Raw genomic sequence first — 18,643 nt, 5'->3', positions numbered from 1 at the left:
TGGACATTTCGGCGTCCGGATGGCATCAGGGCCCCACGAAGCAGGGCCCTTGCCGCATGAAACAATTCCTTCTGAAGTTCTTCACCTGGTGGAATGGCCAGACCTTTGGCACCCAGCTCTGGACCAGCCGGTACGGCGAGCTGGTCGGTGAGGACGAGCAGGGCAACCGCTACTATCGCACCCGCGGCGGGGCGATCGATCCGACGCTGGGCTTCGAGCGGCGGTGGGTGATCTATAATGGCTACGCAGAGGCGAGCCGCATCCCGCCGTCCTGGCACGGCTGGATCCATCACGTCGTCGACACCCCGCCGACCGCGACCAACTACCAGCCGCGCGAGTGGGAAAAGCCGCACCAGCCGAATCTGACCGGCACGGCCAAGGCCTACCGGCCCTCGGGCTCGACGCTCGCCAGCGGCCGCCGGCCCAAAGCGACCGGCGACTACCAGCCCTGGACCCCCGGCTAACCGCCAGCCCCGACGCGAATCTTCATCATGGAGGCGGATGCATCGGCATCCGCTCGCGTCGCTGTGGACAATGGGAACAGCGGGGATGCCGCTTGCGCCGGCGTTGCGCCGGAGCGGGCGATGCGGCTCAATGATTCCCATCTTACGGAGATGGGAGACCATCGCGTTCGGTTCGGGCAACAGTTCGCGACTGTCCCGAGATGCAGCGGCCGCCGAGTAAGGACTCGATCGGGAGATAGGCCCCCGGTCTGGAAGTTCCGAAATCGCCCGATGTGAATGTGCGCCGCCGTAAGAAAGGAAAGGCCGCCTGGGAAAACCGGGCGGCCTTTTTCTCCTGGAGCGATCTCGTTTTGTGGCTTTCTGGGTCCCGGCTTTGCGCAGCAACGCTTACGCGTTGCAGCGCGTCCGGGACACGAGAGCAGGGCTTACATCACGCGTGCAGCGGCGCGCTTCACCGCCTCTAGCCGCCGCGCCTGGTTTTGCGCGCCGCGCTCCTTCAACAACGCCAGCACCTCGGCCGGCGCGGTGTCGGGCGAGCCTGAGTTGAACGGCGGGGCCGGATTGTACTCGATCTGGAGCTGGATGGCTTCCGCCGTGGCGCGGTCGCGCAGGATCGACACCAGCGTCAGTGCGAAATCGATGCCCGCGGTCACGCCGCCGCCAGTGATGCGATTGCGATCGATGCAGACGCGTGTGCGGGTCGGGGTTGCGCCGAACTGGCTGAGCATCTCCATCGCGCTCCAGTGGGTCGCGGCGCGATAGCCCTTCAACAGGCCGGCCGCGCCGAGCGCCAGCGCTCCGGTGCAGACCGAGGTGACGTATTTGGCGCCCGCGGCCTGCCTGCGCAGGAAATCCAGCACCTCCTCGTCGTCGAGCAGATCGTTGGTGCCACCGCCGCCCGGCACGCAGAGCACGTCGAGCTGCGGGCAGTCGGCGAAAGTCGTGGTCGGCGTCAGCGTCAGCACGGAATCGCTCGGCACCGGCTCGATCCGCTTCCAGATCAGGTGCAGCTTTGCGCCCGGTACGTTGGCAAACACTTGCAGGGGACCGGTGAAGTCGAGCTGGGTGACGCGTGGAAACACCACCAGACCTATCTGGAGCGGTGACGACATGGGCGGGTCCTCCAAGGATGAGCTTGACGGACGCAGCGTCTCATGATGCCCTTCTGTCCAAAATGCCGTATTTCCCTCGCTTTCGGACATGGCCATGATCGGCATCCTGATCTTCCCCGACTTCCAGCTGCTCGATGCGGCCGGCCCGATCTCGGCGTTCGAGGTCGCATCGCGCTGCGCCGGCAAGCCGCTCGCGCTCCGCGTGCTCGCGCTCAATGCCGGACCCGTGCGCAGTTCATCCGGCGTCGAGATGATGGCGCGCGACTTCAAGTCGGTGAGTGCGATCACGACGCTGATCATCGCGGGCGGCGCCGGCGTCAGCGAGGCCGCGCGCTGCGAGGTCACGCGCGCCTTCGTGCAGCGGCTGGCCAGGCGCGGCGTTCGCGTCGCGAGCGTCTGCTCGGGCGCCTTCGTGCTGGCCGAGGCGGGGCTGCTCGACGGCCGCCGCGCCACCACGCATTGGGGCCGCACGCGCGAATTCGTTGCGCGCTACCCGAAGGTGAAGTTCGAGCCGGACCAGATCTTCACCCGCGACGGCAACGTCTGGACCTCGGCGGGGATCAGCGCCGGCATCGATCTCGCGCTCGCGATGGTCAGCGAGGACCATGGCGAGGAGATCGCGCAGCAGGCCGCGCGCCAGCTCGTGCTCTACCATCGCCGCAGCGGCGGCCAGTCGCAATTCTCCTCGCTGCTGGAACTGAAGGCGCCGAACGGCCGCTTCGGCCCGCTGTTGTCGTGGGCGCGCGAAAACCTCGACGCGCCGCTGACCGTGGAAGATCTCGCCGATCGCGCCGGAATGAGCGTGCGGCATTTCGCCCGCGCGTTTGCCGCCGAGACCGGCACGACGCCGTCAAAGGCGATCGAGCGCTTGCGGCTCGAGGTCGCGCGCGAACGCGTGCAGTCCTCGCGCGAGGCGATCGAGCTCGTCGCGGAGGTCACCGGTTTCCGCGATCCCGAGCGCATGCGGCGCGCCTTCATCCGCGCCTTCGGCCAGCCGCCGCAGGCGCTGCGGCGCGCGGCGCGGGCGGGGTAGGAAGCCTCGCCCGGCACGCGAGCGTGGAGGCGACGATGAGCGGGATGGAGTACAGCAACGAGACATCGCTATTTCTACAGGGCCTCGAAGCCGGCTACGAGGCCACGACGTGTTCTACGTCGTGCTGCCAGCCGCCGTCGCCCCGGATGCATCTCCGCGCGCCGTCAATCGACGCGCGATCGGCATCAGCATGTACGGCGCTAGATGAATCGGAAACTGCGTCATTGCGAAATAGAGCCAGGTGGCGGGCGGCAGGGCGCCAGCGGTCGCCGCCAGGATCAGGCCAAGGTTGCGCTGTGACACCATCAGCCCGAGGGCCAGCGCGCGCTCATAGCCGATGCGGCGGAACAGCAGCGTGGTGACGGCGAGTAGCGCGAAGTAGATCGCGAAGGACAGAGCTGCGAGGCTGATCGTGAACACGGGTTGCGCCAGGAAGTCGCTCACGACACCGCCCATCACGGCTGTTGCGAAGATCCAGAGGATGATGATGTTGAAGCCGTCGATCGGCTTCTTGTGACGCTGGATCGCCTCCGCGCCGAAGCCCCATCGGATGACGGTGGCCGCCAGCAGCGATGCTGTGAGGATGCCGAGCAGCTTCAGGCCCAGCGTGAGCGGCGAGATGCTGAGCATGTCGCCGAGAAAGAGGCCGGCGAACAGTGAGGCCGTGAAGGGCACGAGTGCGGTGGAGGTCACCAGCGTGATCAGCACGAGCGTGGCATCGAGACCCATCAGCGCGGCGAGGGCCGGCGAAGCCATCATCGGCGAGGCCATGCTCTGGAGCATCAAGGCGAGCGAAAGGTCGGGCGCGCGCGCGGTCAGCCCGGTTGCATGGGCGATCAGCCCGACGATCAATGGCACGCCGATCGTGGTCCAGGCCGTGGCGGTCGCGACCAGCGCGGGCCGTCGCAGATGGCTGTACAGCGCGGCAAGGTCGACCCGCGTGAAGGAGATGCAGAGCAGAACGAAGATCGCCTCGGTGACGTAGGGCCGCAGCAGCGCTCCAATCGGCGGCACTGCCGCCGCGATGAAGACGACGGCGGCCACCGCACGCGTGCCCTGGCTGCCAAGCCAGGTGAGTGCGTGTAGGGGGACGGCGAGGAGAGTCTTGACGGAGGATGGCATCGGCGTCGTTGCTACGGAACTGTCATCCCAACGCCTTCAGCCACGCGCCGAGGCCCTGTAGACGACGACGGCATCGGGATCGAGTACGACGGGCATGAGAGCAGTCTCAGGGGTTTCTGGTTGAACGTCGGTATCGGGGATTGCGCGCCTCGGCCCCGGGGAGAGGCGACCGAACTATCCCATCCGGTGGCGGGTCTGGCCAGCGGGCGGCGGACAGGGCAGGGATGCCGCCCTTTCCCCGCCGTATTCGGCGTGTTAACCCGGTGGCCTGCGAGCGGCGGTATCCCCTGTAGAATGTCCAACAAGCCCGATTCGCTGTTGAAGCCGCGCGAGATGTTCAAAACCTTTACCCTGACAGGCCTTGCGGCGCTGCTGGCCGTTATCGCGCTGACGGTTGCGCCCCCCACGCAGGCGCAGATCGGCACGATCTTCTCCGATCCGCCGCCGCGGCCGCCGGGCAGCATTCCGCGTGGCCAGCCGCAGCCCCAGATCCCCGACGACGACGAAGAGGTACCCGAGCTGCCGCCGCGGGGCCGCGTGCTGCCCTCGCGTCCGATGCCGCCACCGCCGGGTCGGCAAGGCAACATCCAGGGCAATGCCTTGCCCGGGCCGGTCGAGAGCCAGCCGCTGGCGCCGCCGCCGGGCTCCACCGTCGCCCCGCCGAACCAGCCGCCGTCCGTGGCGGTCGCGCCGCCCAATGCGCCGGGAGCCGCTCCGGCTGCGCCCGGTCAGCGCCAGCCGCAGCAGAAGGGCGGGCCCGGTGGTGCCGTGCCGCAGACGCCGGCGAGCCTGCAGCCGGGCGACGAGGTCGTGACCGAGCCGCCAGCCCAGAAGATCGTGAACAAGAAGGCGACCTTCTCTGGCCTCGACAAGATCACCGGCCGCATCATCAATTTCGACGAGGATATCGGCGAGACCGTCCAGTTCGGCGCGCTCAGGGTCAAGACCGACGCCTGCTACACGCGGCCGGCGACGGAAGCGGCCAACACCGACGCCTTCGTCGAGGTCGACGAGATCACCTTGCAGGGCGAGGTGAAGCGTATCTTCTCAGGCTGGATGTACGCGGCAAGCCCCGGCCTGCACGGCGTCGAGCATCCGATCTACGATATCTGGCTGACCGATTGCAAAGAGCCGCAGCAGACCATCGCGACCGCGGCGCCCGATCCCGCGAGCAAGCCGGCTCCGCCACCGCCGCCGCCTGCGCAAAAGAAGGCCGCGCCAAAACAGGCGGTGCAGCAGCGTCCGCCGCAGCCTCTGCCGCCACCGCCGCAGCAGCAACCGGCGCCGCCACCGCCTCCGCCGCCGGAGCAACGGCCGGGCCTGTTCGGTATCCCCGGGTTCGGCCGCTAGGCCCTTAGGCAATTGGGTTCGGCTGGCTGATCGTGGTGCACCTCTCTCTTCGGGAGAGGTAAAGCGTCCGGCGCTGGCCTCGATCGGCTAAAGCGCGATGAGATTTGGATGAATCGTCATCGCGCTTGAGGTTGTTGTTTACGCATGATCTTTCCGGAAAACCGCTTCGCACTTTTCCGGATCATGCTTTAGTGCCGCGAGGCGATGATCTCGAGCGCGCGCGCGCCGGGGATCGCCTCACCCGCGGAGAGCCTCAGAAAGTCGCCGGGCTCGCCGGCGAGCGCCTTGTCGAGCAGGCCGGTGTAGCGGCGCCGCGAGATCTCGACCGCGCCAAAGCTCTTCAGATGCTCGGTGACATATTGCGTGTCGAGCAGCTCGAAACCGCCATGGATCAGCCGGGCCACCAGATGCACCAGCGCGACTTTCGAGGCGTCGCGCGCGGTGTGGAACATGCTCTCGCCGAAGAAGGCGCGCCCCAAGCTGACGCCGTAGAGACCCCCGACGAGCTCGTCGCCTTGCCAGGCCTCGACGCTATGGCAATGGCCGAGCTCGTAGAGGCCGCCATAGAGGTCGCGGATGCGCTTGTTGATCCAGGTGTCCTCGCGGCCCGCCTGCGGCGCGGCGCAGCCGGCGATAGTCGCCTTGAACGCGGTGTTGACGGTGACGCGAAACGCATCCGAGCGCACGGTGCGCGCAAGGCGCGAGGCGACGCGGAAGCCGTCGAGCGGGATGACGCCGCGCAATTCCGGCTCGACCCAGAACAGGGTCGGATCGTCGGCACTTTCCGCCATCGGAAAGATGCCGCAGGCATAGGCGCGCAGCAGCACGGCCGGCGTGATTTCAGACGAGGCGGAGTCGCGCGAAGTCATGAGCCAACAATAGCAGGATCGCAATTCGGTTGCGATGGGTGGCGCGCAGGGTCAGCTTGCCGCGGCGCTGCTGGCCTTGCCGGCGGCGTCGGGCACGCGGTGGAACCGCAGCATGATGCGAGTTCCGGAATGCGCGGGATCGCGCTCGACGGAGGCATCCAGCTTGGCGGCCATCGCGGCGACGATGCGCTGGCCCATGCCGGTCGAGCGCGGATCGGCCTTGGCCTTGTCGCCGACGCCGTCATCGCTGATCGAGAGCAGCAGATCGTCTCCTTTCGAGCTCAGCTCGACATGGATCGGGCCGGCACCATCAGGATAGGCGTATTTCACCGCGTTCATCACCAGCTCGTTGACGATGATGCCGACGGCGACCGCGCGATCCGGGTCGAGCTCGATCGGCTCGGCCTTCAGCGTCAGCCGCGACATCCGGTTGCCTTCGGCCGAGCGGCGGAGATCCTCGAGCAGCGAGTCCAGGTACTGGTTCAGCACCACGCTCTTGAGGTCCTGCGAGGTGTAGAGGCGGCGGTGCACCTGCGCGACCGCGGCGACGCGGCCCATCGCATTGGTCAGCGCCGCCTTGACCTCTTCCTGCGAGGCGGAGCTCGCCTGGAGGTGCAGCAGCGAAGCGATGATCTGGAGCGAATTGCCGACGCGGTGGTTGACCTCGCGGAGCAGCAGCTCGCGCTCGGCGGCGAGCGCGGCATAGCGGTCGCGCGAGGCGTGGATTTCGGCCTCTGCTTCCTCGCGCGCCCGCTGCATCTCGGCTTGGCGCAGCGCGCCGTCGGCCGCGACGTGGAGCAGGGGGATGAAGTCGCCCTTGACGTCCTTGACGAGGTAATCGGCCGCGCCCGCCTTCAGCGCGGTCACAGCGATGGTGGAATCCTGCGACGCCGTGACGAACACCACCGGCGGCGCGCCCGGTATCGCCATGATCTGCTCGAGCGTCTCGAGGCCGTCGAGGCCGGGCATGTACTGATCGAGCGCCACGACGTCGATGCCGCCCTCGGTTTCCGCACGGCGGATGCGCTCGAGGCCTTCCTCGCCGCTTGCGGCATGAACGACCTTGTAGCCGCGCCGCGTCAGGCCGCGATCGACCAGACGCGCCAGCGCGTCGTCGTCGTCGATATAGAGCAATGTTGGCGTGCGCTGGTTCATGAGGCGGCGGGCGGGACCTGGATGACCGAGAAGAACAGGCCGAGCTGCCGGATGGCATTGGCGAAATTCTCGTAATTAACCGGCTTGGTGATGTAGACGTTGCAGCCGAGCTCGTAGCAGCGCTTGATCTCCTGGGAATCGTCGGTGGTGGTCAGCACCACCACGGGCGAGGCCTTCAGATATTTGTTCTCCTTGATCTGCTTCAGGATGTCGATTCCGGTCATGTCGGGCAGGTTGAGATCGAGCAGGATCAAGAGCGCGTTGCCCTTCTGCACGAGACCGGTTCCGTCGGCGCCGAACAGGTGCCTCATTGCGTCGGTGCCGTTCGGGAACGAGACGATCTCGTTGTTGACCCCGGAGCGGCGGATGTTGCGCTCGATCAGCCGGGCGTGTCCCTCGTCGTCCTCGATCATGATGATGGTGACAGGCTGGGTCATCGATCTGCGTTCCGGTTCCTGACATTCCAGGTGACGGGCAGCGTGATCGTGAAGGTGCTGCCCGCGTTCAGTTCCGACGATACCGACATCGTGCCCCCGAGGCGACGCACAAGTGCACGCACATGCGCAAGACCTATGCCCTGGCCGGGCTTGTCCTGGGTTCCCGCACGGCGGAACAGGTCGAAGATCCGTTGGTGATCCCTGGGGTCGATGCCGCGGCCGTTATCGCTGATTTCGAAGATAGCGTAGCCGAGCTTGGTGCGCCCCCGGATTCTGATCTCGCCGGGAACGCCGGTCTTCAAATACTTGATCGCGTTGTCGATCAGATTGGAGAATATCTGCTCCAGCGCAAGGCGATCGCTGACGAGATTGGGCAGGGGCTCGACATGAATCTCGGCCTGCGCCTCGGCGGCCTGGTGTGCCAGGGTCGACACGATCGCCTCGATCAGCGCGCGCGTGTCGATCTTCTCCGGCTGGAACTCGCGGCGGCCCTCGCGGGTGAGGTTGAGAATGGCCGAGATCAGCCGGTCCATCTTGGCGATCGACGATTTGATGAAACCGAGCGCCTCGGCAAAATCCGTCGACAATTGCTTGTCCGGGCCTTCGAGCGCGATCTCGCCGGTCGGCCGCGGTGGCCCCTCGGCGGGGACGTGGGCGAGGCTGCTGATGCGACGGAAAATGTCGCCGCCGAGCTCTTCGAGCTCGCTGGTGAAGCCCATGATGTTGACGAGCGGCGAGCGCAGATCGTGGCTGACGATATAGGCAAAGCGCTGGATCTCGTCATTGGCTTCGCGCAGGTCGGCTGTGCGCTCGTCGACCACGGCCTCCAGATTGACGTTGGTGTCGCGAAGGCGCGCTTCGGCCTCGTCACGGGCGCCGGCCGAGCGCCGCACCAGCCAGGTCGAGACCAGGGCCAGCAGCACGACGAGGCCGGAGCCGATGCCGGTCATCGACGCCGCCAGCGTCTGGCTCCGGTCGGAGTTGGCGCTGCGGATCCGGAACAGCCGTTCCTCCTCTCGGATCATCGCGTTGGCGAGATTGGTGATCGTGTTCGTGGTATTGCCGGCAGCGGCCTCGCGGACAAGTGCTACGGCATCGCCGGGCCGGCCCCGCTTCACGAAATCCATCTCGCGTGAGAACTGGTCGAGCCGGGTCTGGATCGCCGCGCGCAGCTTCTCAATGTTCTCGCGTTGCGCCGGATTGTCGCCGATCTGGCGCGTCAGCTTGTCGAGCGCGGGAATGATCGCTGCGACGGCGTTCTGGTGGTCCGACTGGAAATCCGGTCCCTGCGTCAGGAGAAAGCCGCGAGCGCCGCTTTCGGCGCGCCGGATTTCGAGCAGCAGGGCGTTGATCTGGTTCTCGGCCTCGATGGTGTGAAGCACCCATTTGGCGTCGTCGCGCGCTTTGTTGACGAGGTAGACGGAGCCGGCACTGATTACGGTCAGCACCAGAAGGCCCGCCGCGAACAGCAGGATCTGCCAGAGTGCGCGCCGTCGCCGGCCCTCGGCCGTCACGACGTCCTCGCTTGATCAAATTGGGTGGGATTCAAAACGCCCCCTTGGAACTGCCCCAGCGTCCAGAACGCGATTGGGGCCAATGGGTTCCATGGGGAGAGAGGATTTATTTCGTGCCCGGTTCCGCCTTGCCGGCGAGATACTGTTCCAACCAGTGGATGTGGTAGTCGCCGTCGATGATGTCGTCCTGGCGCACCAGATCGCGGAACAGCGGCAACGTGGTCTCGATGCCGTCCACGACCATCTCGTCCAGCGCGCGGCGCAGGCGCATCAGGCATTCGGCCCGGGTCTTGCCATGGACGATCAGCTTGCCGACGAGCGAGTCGTAATAAGGCGGGATCTGGTAACCCTGGTAGACCGCGGAATCGATCCGCACGCCGAGCCCGCCGGGCGGGTGATATTGCGTGATGCGTCCCGGCGAGGGCCGGAAGGTCTGTGGGTTCTCGGCGTTGATGCGGCACTCGATGGCGTGGCCGATGATCTGCACCTCTTCCTGCTTCGCGGGCAGGTCGCCGCCGGCGGCGATGCGTATCTGCTCCAGCACGAGGTCGATATCGGTGATGCTTTCGGTGACGGGATGCTCCACCTGGATGCGGGTGTTCATCTCGATGAAGTAGAACTCGCCGTCCTCGTAGAGGAATTCGATGGTGCCGACGCCGAGATATTTCATCTCGCGCATCGCTTTGGCACAGGTCTCGCCGATCTTGGCGCGCGCGGCGGCGGCCAGCACCGGCGAGGGGCCTTCCTCCCAGACCTTCTGGTGGCGGCGTTGCAGCGAGCAGTCGCGCTCGCCGAGATGGATCGCGCCGCCGCGACCGTCGCCGAGGATCTGGATCTCGATGTGGCGCGGCTTCTGGAGGTATTTTTCGAGGTAGACCGAGGCATCGCCGAAGGCGGATTTGGCCTCGTTGGCCGCCGTGGACAGCGCGACCTGCAGGTCGGCCTCGCTGTGCGCGACCTTCATGCCGCGCCCGCCGCCGCCGGCGGCGGCCTTGACCAGCACCGGAAAGCCGATCTTCTTCGCGATCGCCATCGCATCGTCATCTGGGCCAACCGCACCGTCGGAGCCGGGCACCACGGGGATGCCGAGCCGCTTGGCGGTCTTCTTGGCCTCGATCTTGTCGCCCATCAGGCGGATGTGTTCGGCCTTGGGGCCGATGAACTGCAGATTGTGCTCGGCAAGGATTTCTGCGAAGCGCGCGTTTTCCGACAGGAAGCCGTAGCCGGGATGCACCGCATCGGCGCCCGTGATCTCGCAGGCCGCGAGCAGGGCGGGCACGTTGAGATAGCTGTCCTTGGACGGCGGCGGTCCGATGCAGACGCTCTCGTCCGACAGGCGCACATGCATCGCATCGGCGTCGGCGGTGGAGTGCACGGCGACGGTCGCGATCCCGAGCTCCTTGCAGGCCCTGAGGATGCGAAGGGCGATCTCGCCGCGATTGGCTATGAGGATCTTGTCGAACATGTTGTCCTGCAGCGAATGGCGAGTGGCGAATGGCGAGTAGGGAAGGCTGACGCCATTCGCTCTTCGCTATTCTCCGTTCGCGTCACTCAATAATGACCAGCGGCTCGCCGTACTCGACCGGCTGGCCGTCCTCGACCAGGATCTGCGTCACCGTGCCGGCGCGCGGCGAGGGGATCTGGTTCATGGTCTTCATGGCTTCGATGATCAGCAGGGTCTGGCCGACCGAGACCTTGTTGCCGACCTCGATGAACGGCTTGGCGCCCGGCTCCGGCGCCCAATAGGCGGTGCCGACCATCGGCGAGGTCACCGCACCCGGATGCTTCGAGAAGTCAGCTGCGGCAGCAGCAGGCGCCGCGGCGGCAACCGCGGCTGCCGGCATAGCGGCGGGAGCAGCTGCAACCGGCATCGGCATGGTCGCGGCGACGCTGATGTTGCGGGCGACGCGCAGGCGCAGGCCCGCGCGTTCGATCTCGATCTCGGTGAGGCTGGTCTCATCGAGCAGAAGCGCGAGCTCGCGGACGAGTGCGGAATCCTCGCTGGAAAACTTTGCGGCTGTTTTGTCGTCTGGCTGGCGCGCCATGTTGTTTGATCCGAATGTTCTGTGTGAGGAGGGTGCGTCAGGCTTTGGGCTTGATGCCGAGCTTGGCGGCAAGGCCCTGGATGGCGAGGCGGTAGCCCTCGATGCCGAAACCGCACAGCGAAGCGAAGGCCGCGCGCGCGGTGTAGGAGTGGTGACGGAAGCTCTCGCGGGCGTGGATGTTGGTCACGTGCACTTCGACCGTCGGGATCTGCACCGCGAGCAGCGCGTCGTGCAGCGCGATCGAGGTGTGCGAATAGCCGCCGGCATTGATGATGATGCCCTTCATCTTGCGCGCATGCGCCTCGTGGATGAAGTCGATCAGCTCGCCTTCGCGGTTGGACTGGCGGCAGTCGGCCTCGAGGCCGAAATGTGCTGCCGTCTCCCGGCACAGCGCCTCCACGTCGGCCAGTGTCGCATGGCCATACTTTTCGGGCTCGCGCGTCCCCAGCATGTTGAGGTTCGGCCCGTTCAGGACGAGGATCGTGTCGGTTGCAGGTTCGGCCATTCCAATCCCGGAAAAGAGGTGCTTCGGCGTGGCCGGGGTTATAGGTAACAAAGCGCGTGAGGGGAAGCCTTGAAGGACCTCCGGGGCGGGTTCAGGCACCTCATCCGTTGCGCAAAAACCTGTGCGGAAACTACGGAAATTGCTTGTTAACCAGCCCGAACCATGGCTGCCGGCCGAATGCGAAGGGGGCGGGCATTGCTGCCCGCCCCCTGAGCTTGCCGTGATCCGGTCTCAGGCGTTCAGGACCGCCACGATCTCGTAGGTGTCCGGATTGACGATCACGATCTCATCCTTGACGAGGACGTACTTGTAGGTCCGCCACTCCGGATAGATCGTCACCACGCGGGACGGCAGGGCATGCAGCTCGATGCCCTCGCGCGGAATGCGCGTGCCGACCGAGATCGAGAAGTTCACGTTGGTCACCGGACGCACGTGCTCCTCGCGGATCACCGAGGTGATCTGGGTGCGCTGCTCGGTCGAGAGCTTGGCTCCCGCACCGGCCTGGCCGACGGTCGTGTTTGTGCTGGTCTGGCCCTGCGCGTTCTGGTTCGCGCTGGTGCCGGCCTGACCCTGAGCGTTCTGGTTGGTGCCCGTGCCGGTACCCTTCTGGTTCTCAGCATTGCTGGTCGAGGCGCCGCTCTTGCTGCCCTCAGCCTTCTGGTCCTTCTGAGCGCCGGACTTGCTCGTGTCCTGGCTCATGCTCTTGGACTTGTCCTGCTGACCCTGGGCGTGCTCGTCGGAGCGCTGGCCCTTGGTGGCGCCGGACTTGTCCTCGGCCGCGTTCTTGTGCATCTCGCGGCCCGAATGTTCGTCCTTGCTCGCGCCCGAGGACTTCTCCTCGGCCGAGGTGCCGGACTTCATGCTGCTGGAGCCGGCCTGGCCGACGGTGCCCTTCTCGGCGCCCGAGGACTCCTTGCCCATCGAGCCGCGCTCAGCGGCGCCGCCAGACGGCTGCGAATGCTGCATCTGCTGCTGCGAGCCCGCGCCGCCAGTGTCGCGGCCCTTATCCTGTGCGTTCGCCAGACCGGTGCCCGCGACCAGCGCGAGTGCGGCAACCGAGATCATAAAGCGGTTCAACATCGAATTCTCCTCACGTGTCCATTTGCGTCATTGCCCGCGCCGACAACGAAAGGAGATTTGAGTTGTTCCGGAACATCGCCGGTTCCGGGGTATTTGTTTCCTAAACGAGAGATGAATGCGCGCGCCGGATTCGCCGGCGTCGGGCAACGAAAAAGGCCGGCTTTTCAGCCGGCCTCGCTACATGCGTCGGTCGTGAGATGCGCGATCGGCTTGTCAGCAAGTCGCCTTGCCGCAGCGGGCGACGCCGATCTTCTCCTTGAGGCCCTCGAGGCCGACGGCGCCGATCACGATCTGCTTGCCGATCACGTAGCTCGGCGTGCCGTTCATGCCCATCGTCTCGGCGAGCTTGAAATTCTCCTCGATGGTGGCGCGCACCTCGGGGCTGGCCATGTCCTTCTCGATCCTCGCGGTGTCGAGCCCGGCTTCCTTGGCCGCCTGCATGGCGCGCGCCTTGTCGGCGGCGCCGCGGCCGCCGAGCAGCTTCTGGTGGAAGTCGAGATATTTCTTGCCGGTGGGATCCTGCATGCGCACGGCGACCGCGACCTGCGCCGCTTCGACCGAGCCCTGGCTCAGTACCGGAAACTCCTTCAGCACGACCTTCAGCTTCGGATCGCTCTTCATGAGGTCGAGCATGTCGCCCATGGCGCGCTTGCAGTAGCCGCAATTGTAGTCGAAGAACTCGACGAAGGTGACGTCGCCGTCCTTGTTGCCGAGGACGACCTGGCGCGGCGAGTTGAAGATAGCATCCGAGTTCTGCGCGATGCTGGCCTCGTGCTTCTTGGTTTCGGCATCGGCCTGGCGCTTGCTGAGCTCGGTCATGGCCTCCTCGAGCACCTCGGGATGGGTGACGAGGTAGTTCTTGATGATTGCCTCGATGTCGGTGCGCTGGGCATCGGAGAAGCTGTCAGCCGACGCGGGCGCGGCTGCGCCGAACATGGCGAGCGCAAACAGCGTGGGAGCAAGCAGGCGCAGCGAAGGCATAGGCAAATCCTCTTATCCAAAGCAGGTTTCGGAAAACGTCCCGGCGGACTGATTCTGGTGTCGTGACGTCGTGGTAGCAGGCGTCGTCTTACTGAGTTTGACTAGTTGCATTTGACCTAGTTGCGCGGCGGCTTTGATGCCACGATGTCGTCGGCCTTGACCCATCCGGGCGTGCCGACGGCGAAACGGGTTTTCGCGCGCGTGGCAAGCTCGCGGGCGGTCTTGTTGTCGCCGCGCAGGTAAGCGGCCTGCGCCGAGGCGAGATCGGCCTCGGCATAGTCGCCCTTCCGGCCATAGGCCATCGCGAGCTGGGTGTAGCCGAGCGGCGCCTCGGGCTCCCGTGCCACTGCGGCACGGAGAATCCGAACGGCATCGTCCGTGTAGGCCTTATTATCGGTTCCAACCAGAGCCTGCCCAAGTAACATCTCGATGAGGGGCGCACTGTTGGAGAGTGCGACAGCCTTGCGCAGGGGCGCGATCGCCTCGGCCGGCTTGCCGCTCTCCAGCAGGGCCTGGCCGCGCACCTCGTAGAAGTACGGGTTGTTGGGCTGGACCTGGATCAGGGCGTCGATCTGGGCCAGCGCGCTGCGCAGATCGCCGTGCAGATAAGTGCTGATGGCGCGGGCATAGCGCGCCGGCAGGCTGTCATTGGTCTGCGGATAGCGGCGATACACCGTCTCCGGCCGCTCCATGAAGGCGGAGATCTTGGCGCGCACCATATCGTGGCGGAGCTGGAGCGCGGGATCGTCCTTCTTGTCCCAATACGGGCTGGAGCTGGCAAACTCCTGCAGCGCGGCGACGCGCTCGGCCGGCATCGGGTGCGACTGGAGGTAGGGATCGGCGCCGCGCGCGGCGAACAGGCTCTCGCTGGTGAAGCGCTTGAAGGTCTCGTACATGCCCTTCGGCGACTGTTGGGTCGCGGTCAGGAATTTCACGCCAGCGCGGTCGGCGTTCTCCTCCTGCTGGCGCTGGTACGACAAGAGCGAGCGGCGGATCATCTCCTGCGGCCCGGCGATCGCGGCCGCGCCGGCATTGGCAAGACCGTTATTGCCGGCGCTGCTGCTGCGGGTGCTGCCCGCGGCGATCGCGCCGGCGCCGAGCAGCATCGCGATGATCATCTGGGTCTGCGCGGCGGCGAGCTGCTCGCGCAGCTTGGACAGATGGCCCCCCGCCAGATGCCCGGTCTCGTGCGCGAGCACGCCGATGATCTGGTTCGGCGTCTCCGACTGGAGGATCGCGCCGTAATTGACGAAGATGCGGCGGCCGTCGGCGACGAAGGCATTGAACGAGCTGTCGTTGAGGATCACCATCTGGATGTTCTGCTTCTCCAGACCGGCGACGCGCAGGATCGGGCGGGTATATTCCCGCAAGAGCTGCTCGGTCTCGGTGTCGCGCAGCACCGGCGGCCCCTTGGCCTGTGCATGCGCGGCCGGGACCGGCAACAGCGCGATCGCCGCGGCCGTGATGAGAGCGGTGAGGGCGGAGGCCTTCCTGCGCAATGCGATCTGGAGCAACATCAGGCGGTCTGGGTCAAACGGTCTGGCAAAGCAGTTTGGTGATTGGTTTTGGCGATTGGCGGCGGACCGGATACGCGATATGCCCTTGTGAGCCGTACCCCTTATGAGCCGTACAATGCGGCCAGTCTGGGGCGCAAGCGCCCCGTTTTGAAGGACCGGACGGACCGGTCCGCCAGCGAAATAGCAGAAATCGATGCACGATGCGACATTGAGGAACCGGTTGGGCCAGTGGCTCGAGCCCTCCCGCCGCAGCGATGTTCCCCCCTTCATGGTGATGGACGTGATGGCCGCGGCGGCCCGAATCGAGGCCGCAGGCGGGCATGTCATCCACATGGAGGTCGGCCAGCCCGCAGCCGGCGCGCCGAAGACGGCGATTGCGGCCGCCCATGCGGCGCTCGAGGCGGGGCGGATCGACTATACCTCGGCGCTCGGCATCCCCTCGTTGCGCGCGCGCATCGCGCAGCACTATCGGGACGTCCATGGCTGTGACGTCAGCCCTGACAGGATCGTGGTGACGACCGGCTCCTCCGGCGGGTTCATCCTGGCGTTCCTGTCGATGTTCGAGCCCGGCGACCGTGTCGCCGTGACGGTGCCCGGCTATCCGCCGTATCGCCACATCCTCAGCGCGCTTGGCTGCGAGCCGGTGCTGATCGAGACCACGGACGAGACGCGCCATGCGCTGACCGGCGACGCGCTGCTTGCCGCCCACCGCAAGGCGCCGCTCAAGGGCGTGCTGGTCGGCAGTCCCGCCAATCCGACGGGCACGATGATGTCGCGCGAGGCGCTCGCCAGCCTGATCGCCGCGGCGGAGGATGCCGGCATTCGCTTCATCTCCGACGAGATCTATCATGGGCTCGACTACGCGTTTCCCGCGGTGACCGCGGCCGCGTTGTCCGAGCACGCACTCGTGATCAATTCGTTCTCGAAGTATTTTTGCATGACCGGATGGCGCGTCGGCTGGATGGTCGTGCCGGAGATTTTGGTGCGTCCGATCGAGCGGCTGCAGCAGAACCTGTCGATCTCGGTGCCGGCGCTGTCGCAGATCGCGGCCGAAGCCGCCTTCGATGGCGCAGCGGAGATGGAGGAGATCAAGCACGGCTACCAGGAAAACCGGCGCATCCTGATCGAGGGATTGCCCAGGGCGGGCTTGCGCAAGTTCCTGCCGGCCGACGGTGCATTTTATCTCTATGCCGACGTCTCGGACTTCACCTCCGACAGTTTCGAGTTCGCCAAGCAAATGCTGGAGCAGGCGAACGTCGCCGCGACGCCAGGGCTCGATTTCGATCCCGTTCACGGCCGCTCGTTCATTCGTCTGTCCTATGCGCGCTCGCCGGAGGAGATGCGCGAGGCAGTTGACCGGATCGCTCACTGGCTTAAATAGCCGCCAGTTTTCGTCAGCCTTCCGGAGTGCAACTTGTCTGACCGTTCCGCGCCCACCGCCGCCACGCATTCTCCTCTCGCCGCATTGATGTGGCCGACCCGGCCGGGCGAAAGCGTCGGCGCACTGCGCGCCGTCGTGCTGATCGCGCTCGGCACCGCCTTGATGGCGCTGTCAGCCAAGGTGAATCTGCCGCTGCCTTACGTGCCCATGACGTTGCAGACCCTGGTGGTGCTGATGATCGGCGCCGCCTATGGCTGGCGCCTTGGCAGCGCAACCATGGTTGCCTACCTCGCCGAGGGCGCGATGGGGCTGCCGGTGTTCGCCGGTCCCGTGGGTGGGATCGCACCGCTGGTCGGCCCGACCGCCGGCTATCTGTTCGGCTTCGTGCTGGCGGCCTTCATGACCGGCTGGCTCGCCGAGCGCGGCTGGGATCGCAGCGTCGTGCTGCTGTTCGCGGCCATGGCCGTCGGTCATATCGTCATATTGGCGGCCGGGTTCGGTTGGCTCGCCTTTGGCCTCGGCCTCGGCGCCGCGAAGGCCTGGCAAGTCGGCATCGTGCCGTTCATCGCGGCCTCGCTGGTCAAGAACACGCTGGGCGCGGCGCTGATGCCGGCGGCCCGCCGGCTCGTCGATCGCCGCGGGTAAAGCGCACCATTCCGAGCAGTTCCAATTGACAGAGCCGGCCAAGTTGATCTTGGCTGGCTCTGATTTTTGAGGGGGAGTGAAACGATGACGACCACAACGATGGCGGCGGCGCCGCCAGCGCCAGCCGCAGCAAAGCCGTGGTACAGAGTTCTCTACGTCCAGGTGCTGATCGCCATCGTGCTCGGCGCCATCGTCGGCTGGCTGTGGCCGTCGCTCGCCACCAATGAGTGGATCAAAGCGATGGGCGACGGCTTCATCAAGCTGATCAAGATGGTGATCGCGCCGATCATCTTCTGCACCGTCGTGTCCGGCATTGCGCACATCCAGGACGCCAAGAAGGTCGGCCGCATCGGCGTCAAGGCGCTGGTCTATTTCGAGGTGGTCTCGACCTTCGCGCTGGTGATCGGCCTCATCGTCGGCAACGTCGTCAGGCCGGGCGCGGGCTTCGGCAATGCCGCCGCCAACGCGCAGGCCGTCGCCAACTACGCCAAGCAGGCCGAGGCGCAGAAGTCGGTCGACTTCGTCCTGCACATCATTCCCGACACCGTGGTCGGCGCCTTCGCGCAAGGCGAGATCCTGCAGGTGCTGCTGTTCTCGGTGCTGTTCGGCTTCGCCATCATGAGCCTAGGGGAGCGCGGCCACACCATCCGCAACTTCATCGACGACGCCGCGCACGCCGTGTTCGGCGTCATCTCCATCGTGATGCGTGCAGCTCCCATCGGCGCGTTCGGCGCGATGGCCTACACCATCGGCAAGTTCGGCACCGGCGCGATCCTCAATCTCGTCGGCCTGATTGCGACGTTCTACCTGACAGCGGCGCTGTTCGTGTTCGTGGTGCTGGGCATCATCGCGCGGCTTGCGGGCTTCTCGATTTTCAAGTTCCTGGCCTACATCAAGGACGAGCTCTTGATCGTGCTCGGCACCTCGTCGTCGGAAAGCGCGCTGCCGTCCTTGATGGAGAAGCTGGAGCGGCTCGGCTGCTCGAAGTCGGTGGTTGGTCTCGTGGTGCCCACGGGCTACTCGTTCAACCTCGACGGCACCAACATCTACATGACGCTGGCGACGCTCTTCATCGCCCAGGCGCTCGGCTACGATCTGTCCTTCAGCCAGCAGCTCACGATCCTGGTCGTGGCGATGCTGACCTCGAAGGGCGCTTCCGGCATCACCGGTGCGGGCTTCATCACCCTCGCGGCGACGCTCGCGGTGGTCGATCCGCGCCTCGTGCCGGGCATGGCCATCGTGCTCGGCATTGACAAGTTCATGAGCGAGTGCCGCGCGCTGACCAATCTGTGCGGCAACGGCGTCGCCTGCGTGATCGTCGCCTGGTGGGAAGGCGAGCTCGACCGTGACAAGCTCACCGCGCGGCTGAGCCAGCAGATCGATCCGACCGACATGGAAACGGCTGTCACGACGGACTGATGCGGATCTAATGG

General features: G+C 65.9%; 18 protein-coding genes. 6 read left to right on the top strand and 12 right to left on the bottom strand.

The window, feature by feature from the left end; all coding sequences use genetic code 11:
* The first annotated feature begins 56 nt into the window (after nucleotides 1-56).
* Nucleotides 57-464 carry an NADH:ubiquinone oxidoreductase subunit NDUFA12 gene (locus ACVWY3_RS12280; protein ID WP_027557785.1) on the top strand — a complete coding sequence of 136 codons (408 nt, stop codon included), beginning with the start codon at nucleotides 57-59 and terminating at the stop codon, nucleotides 462-464.
* 425 nt (nucleotides 465-889) lie between these two features.
* Here the strand turns inward: ACVWY3_RS12280 and ACVWY3_RS12275 are convergent, their stop codons facing one another.
* Entirely contained in the window at nucleotides 890-1,576 is a 687-nt protein-coding gene (locus ACVWY3_RS12275; protein WP_456838676.1) for a DJ-1/PfpI family protein, read from the bottom strand.
* Between the two features lie 94 nt (nucleotides 1,577-1,670).
* On the opposite strand from ACVWY3_RS12275, the gene ACVWY3_RS12270 reads away from it, so the two are divergent.
* Nucleotides 1,671-2,609: a GlxA family transcriptional regulator gene (locus tag ACVWY3_RS12270; protein ID WP_456838675.1), complete on the top strand. Its 939-nt coding sequence runs from the start codon at nucleotides 1,671-1,673 to the stop codon at nucleotides 2,607-2,609.
* Between the two features lie 114 nt (nucleotides 2,610-2,723).
* Here ACVWY3_RS12270 and ACVWY3_RS12265 read toward each other — a convergent pair whose 3' ends face one another.
* Nucleotides 2,724-3,731 (bottom strand): Na+-dependent transporter, encoded by a 1,008-nt coding sequence (locus tag ACVWY3_RS12265; RefSeq protein WP_456838674.1) that lies wholly within the window; start codon nucleotides 3,729-3,731, stop codon nucleotides 2,724-2,726.
* 294 nt (nucleotides 3,732-4,025) lie between these two features.
* On the opposite strand from ACVWY3_RS12265, the gene ACVWY3_RS12260 reads away from it, so the two are divergent.
* Entirely contained in the window at nucleotides 4,026-5,081 is a 1,056-nt protein-coding gene (locus ACVWY3_RS12260) for a DUF2155 domain-containing protein (RefSeq protein WP_456838673.1), read from the top strand.
* A 188-nt stretch (nucleotides 5,082-5,269) separates the two neighbouring features.
* On the opposite strand, the gene aat is transcribed toward ACVWY3_RS12260, so the two are convergent.
* From aat to ACVWY3_RS12210, 10 genes are all read right to left on the bottom strand, one after another.
* Entirely contained in the window at nucleotides 5,270-5,950 is a 681-nt protein-coding gene (gene aat, locus ACVWY3_RS12255) for a leucyl/phenylalanyl-tRNA--protein transferase (RefSeq protein WP_456838672.1), read from the bottom strand.
* Between the two features lie 51 nt (nucleotides 5,951-6,001).
* The gene (locus tag ACVWY3_RS12250) at nucleotides 6,002-7,105 is read right to left on the bottom strand and encodes a sensor histidine kinase (RefSeq protein WP_456838671.1); all 1,104 of its coding nucleotides are present in this window, start codon (nucleotides 7,103-7,105) and stop codon (nucleotides 6,002-6,004) included.
* Nucleotides 7,102-7,542, bottom strand: a complete 441-nt coding sequence (locus tag ACVWY3_RS12245) for a response regulator (RefSeq protein WP_456838670.1) — start codon at nucleotides 7,540-7,542, stop codon at nucleotides 7,102-7,104. Before ACVWY3_RS12245 ends, ACVWY3_RS12250 begins: the two co-directional genes overlap by 4 nt.
* A complete protein-coding gene (locus ACVWY3_RS12240; RefSeq protein WP_456838669.1) occupies nucleotides 7,539-9,056 on the bottom strand; it encodes a sensor histidine kinase in 1,518 nt (505 codons plus the stop codon). Before ACVWY3_RS12240 ends, ACVWY3_RS12245 begins: the two co-directional genes overlap by 4 nt.
* Before the next feature lie 106 nt (nucleotides 9,057-9,162).
* Nucleotides 9,163-10,521, bottom strand: a complete 1,359-nt coding sequence (accC, locus tag ACVWY3_RS12235; RefSeq protein ID WP_456838668.1) for an acetyl-CoA carboxylase biotin carboxylase subunit — start codon at nucleotides 10,519-10,521, stop codon at nucleotides 9,163-9,165.
* Between the two features lie 82 nt (nucleotides 10,522-10,603).
* Nucleotides 10,604-11,101, bottom strand: coding sequence for an acetyl-CoA carboxylase biotin carboxyl carrier protein (gene accB, locus ACVWY3_RS12230; protein ID WP_456838667.1), 498 nt, complete (start codon nucleotides 11,099-11,101; stop codon nucleotides 10,604-10,606).
* 37 nt (nucleotides 11,102-11,138) lie between these two features.
* Nucleotides 11,139-11,606: a type II 3-dehydroquinate dehydratase gene (gene aroQ / locus ACVWY3_RS12225; protein ID WP_456838666.1), complete on the bottom strand. Its 468-nt coding sequence runs from the start codon at nucleotides 11,604-11,606 to the stop codon at nucleotides 11,139-11,141.
* Between the two features lie 231 nt (nucleotides 11,607-11,837).
* Complete coding sequence (locus ACVWY3_RS12220; protein WP_456838665.1) at nucleotides 11,838-12,686, bottom strand: DUF1236 domain-containing protein; 849 nt, start codon at nucleotides 12,684-12,686, stop codon at nucleotides 11,838-11,840.
* Nucleotides 12,687-12,899: 213 nt separating this feature from the next.
* Nucleotides 12,900-13,667 (bottom strand): DsbA family protein, encoded by a 768-nt coding sequence (locus ACVWY3_RS12215; RefSeq protein ID WP_456838664.1) that lies wholly within the window; start codon nucleotides 13,665-13,667, stop codon nucleotides 12,900-12,902.
* Between the two features lie 116 nt (nucleotides 13,668-13,783).
* Nucleotides 13,784-15,184, bottom strand: coding sequence for a M48 family metalloprotease (locus tag ACVWY3_RS12210; protein ID WP_456838663.1), 1,401 nt, complete (start codon nucleotides 15,182-15,184; stop codon nucleotides 13,784-13,786).
* Between the two features lie 193 nt (nucleotides 15,185-15,377).
* On the opposite strand from ACVWY3_RS12210, the gene ACVWY3_RS12205 reads away from it, so the two are divergent.
* The 3 genes from ACVWY3_RS12205 to ACVWY3_RS12195 all read left to right on the top strand — a co-directional run bounded on the left by ACVWY3_RS12205 (nucleotide 15,378) and on the right by ACVWY3_RS12195 (nucleotide 18,629).
* Nucleotides 15,378-16,565 (top strand): pyridoxal phosphate-dependent aminotransferase, encoded by a 1,188-nt coding sequence (locus tag ACVWY3_RS12205; RefSeq protein ID WP_456838662.1) that lies wholly within the window; start codon nucleotides 15,378-15,380, stop codon nucleotides 16,563-16,565.
* Between the two features lie 87 nt (nucleotides 16,566-16,652).
* A complete protein-coding gene (locus ACVWY3_RS12200) occupies nucleotides 16,653-17,210 on the top strand; it encodes a biotin transporter BioY (protein WP_456843344.1) in 558 nt (185 codons plus the stop codon).
* Nucleotides 17,211-17,294: 84 nt separating this feature from the next.
* Nucleotides 17,295-18,629, top strand: coding sequence for a dicarboxylate/amino acid:cation symporter (locus ACVWY3_RS12195; protein ID WP_456838661.1), 1,335 nt, complete (start codon nucleotides 17,295-17,297; stop codon nucleotides 18,627-18,629).
* The last annotated feature ends 14 nt before the right edge of the window (nucleotides 18,630-18,643 follow it).

The organism is Bradyrhizobium sp. USDA 4486 (assembly GCF_054057995.1).
The sequence above is the reverse complement of the archived record's forward strand: the minus strand, read 5'-3'. Positions and strand labels throughout refer to the sequence as shown.

Coding starts and splice junctions, on each gene's coding strand:
- ACVWY3_RS12280 (WP_027557785.1), top strand. CDS start 57: ATGAAACAATTCCTTCTGAAGTTCTTCACCTGGTGGAATGGCCAGACC.
- ACVWY3_RS12275 (WP_456838676.1), bottom strand. CDS start 1,576: ATGTCGTCACCGCTCCAGATAGGTCTGGTGGTGTTTCCACGCGTCACC.
- ACVWY3_RS12270 (WP_456838675.1), top strand. CDS start 1,671: ATGATCGGCATCCTGATCTTCCCCGACTTCCAGCTGCTCGATGCGGCC.
- ACVWY3_RS12265 (WP_456838674.1), bottom strand. CDS start 3,731: ATGCCATCCTCCGTCAAGACTCTCCTCGCCGTCCCCCTACACGCACTC.
- ACVWY3_RS12260 (WP_456838673.1), top strand. CDS start 4,026: ATGTCCAACAAGCCCGATTCGCTGTTGAAGCCGCGCGAGATGTTCAAA.
- aat (WP_456838672.1), bottom strand. CDS start 5,950: ATGACTTCGCGCGACTCCGCCTCGTCTGAAATCACGCCGGCCGTGCTG.
- ACVWY3_RS12250 (WP_456838671.1), bottom strand. CDS start 7,105: ATGAACCAGCGCACGCCAACATTGCTCTATATCGACGACGACGACGCG.
- ACVWY3_RS12245 (WP_456838670.1), bottom strand. CDS start 7,542: ATGACCCAGCCTGTCACCATCATCATGATCGAGGACGACGAGGGACAC.
- accC (WP_456838668.1), bottom strand. CDS start 10,521: ATGTTCGACAAGATCCTCATAGCCAATCGCGGCGAGATCGCCCTTCGC.
- accB (WP_456838667.1), bottom strand. CDS start 11,101: ATGGCGCGCCAGCCAGACGACAAAACAGCCGCAAAGTTTTCCAGCGAG.
- aroQ (WP_456838666.1), bottom strand. CDS start 11,606: ATGGCCGAACCTGCAACCGACACGATCCTCGTCCTGAACGGGCCGAAC.
- ACVWY3_RS12220 (WP_456838665.1), bottom strand. CDS start 12,686: ATGTTGAACCGCTTTATGATCTCGGTTGCCGCACTCGCGCTGGTCGCG.
- ACVWY3_RS12215 (WP_456838664.1), bottom strand. CDS start 13,667: ATGCCTTCGCTGCGCCTGCTTGCTCCCACGCTGTTTGCGCTCGCCATG.
- ACVWY3_RS12210 (WP_456838663.1), bottom strand. CDS start 15,184: ATGTTGCTCCAGATCGCATTGCGCAGGAAGGCCTCCGCCCTCACCGCT.
- ACVWY3_RS12205 (WP_456838662.1), top strand. CDS start 15,378: ATGCACGATGCGACATTGAGGAACCGGTTGGGCCAGTGGCTCGAGCCC.
- ACVWY3_RS12200 (WP_456843344.1), top strand. CDS start 16,653: ATGTGGCCGACCCGGCCGGGCGAAAGCGTCGGCGCACTGCGCGCCGTC.
- ACVWY3_RS12195 (WP_456838661.1), top strand. CDS start 17,295: ATGACGACCACAACGATGGCGGCGGCGCCGCCAGCGCCAGCCGCAGCA.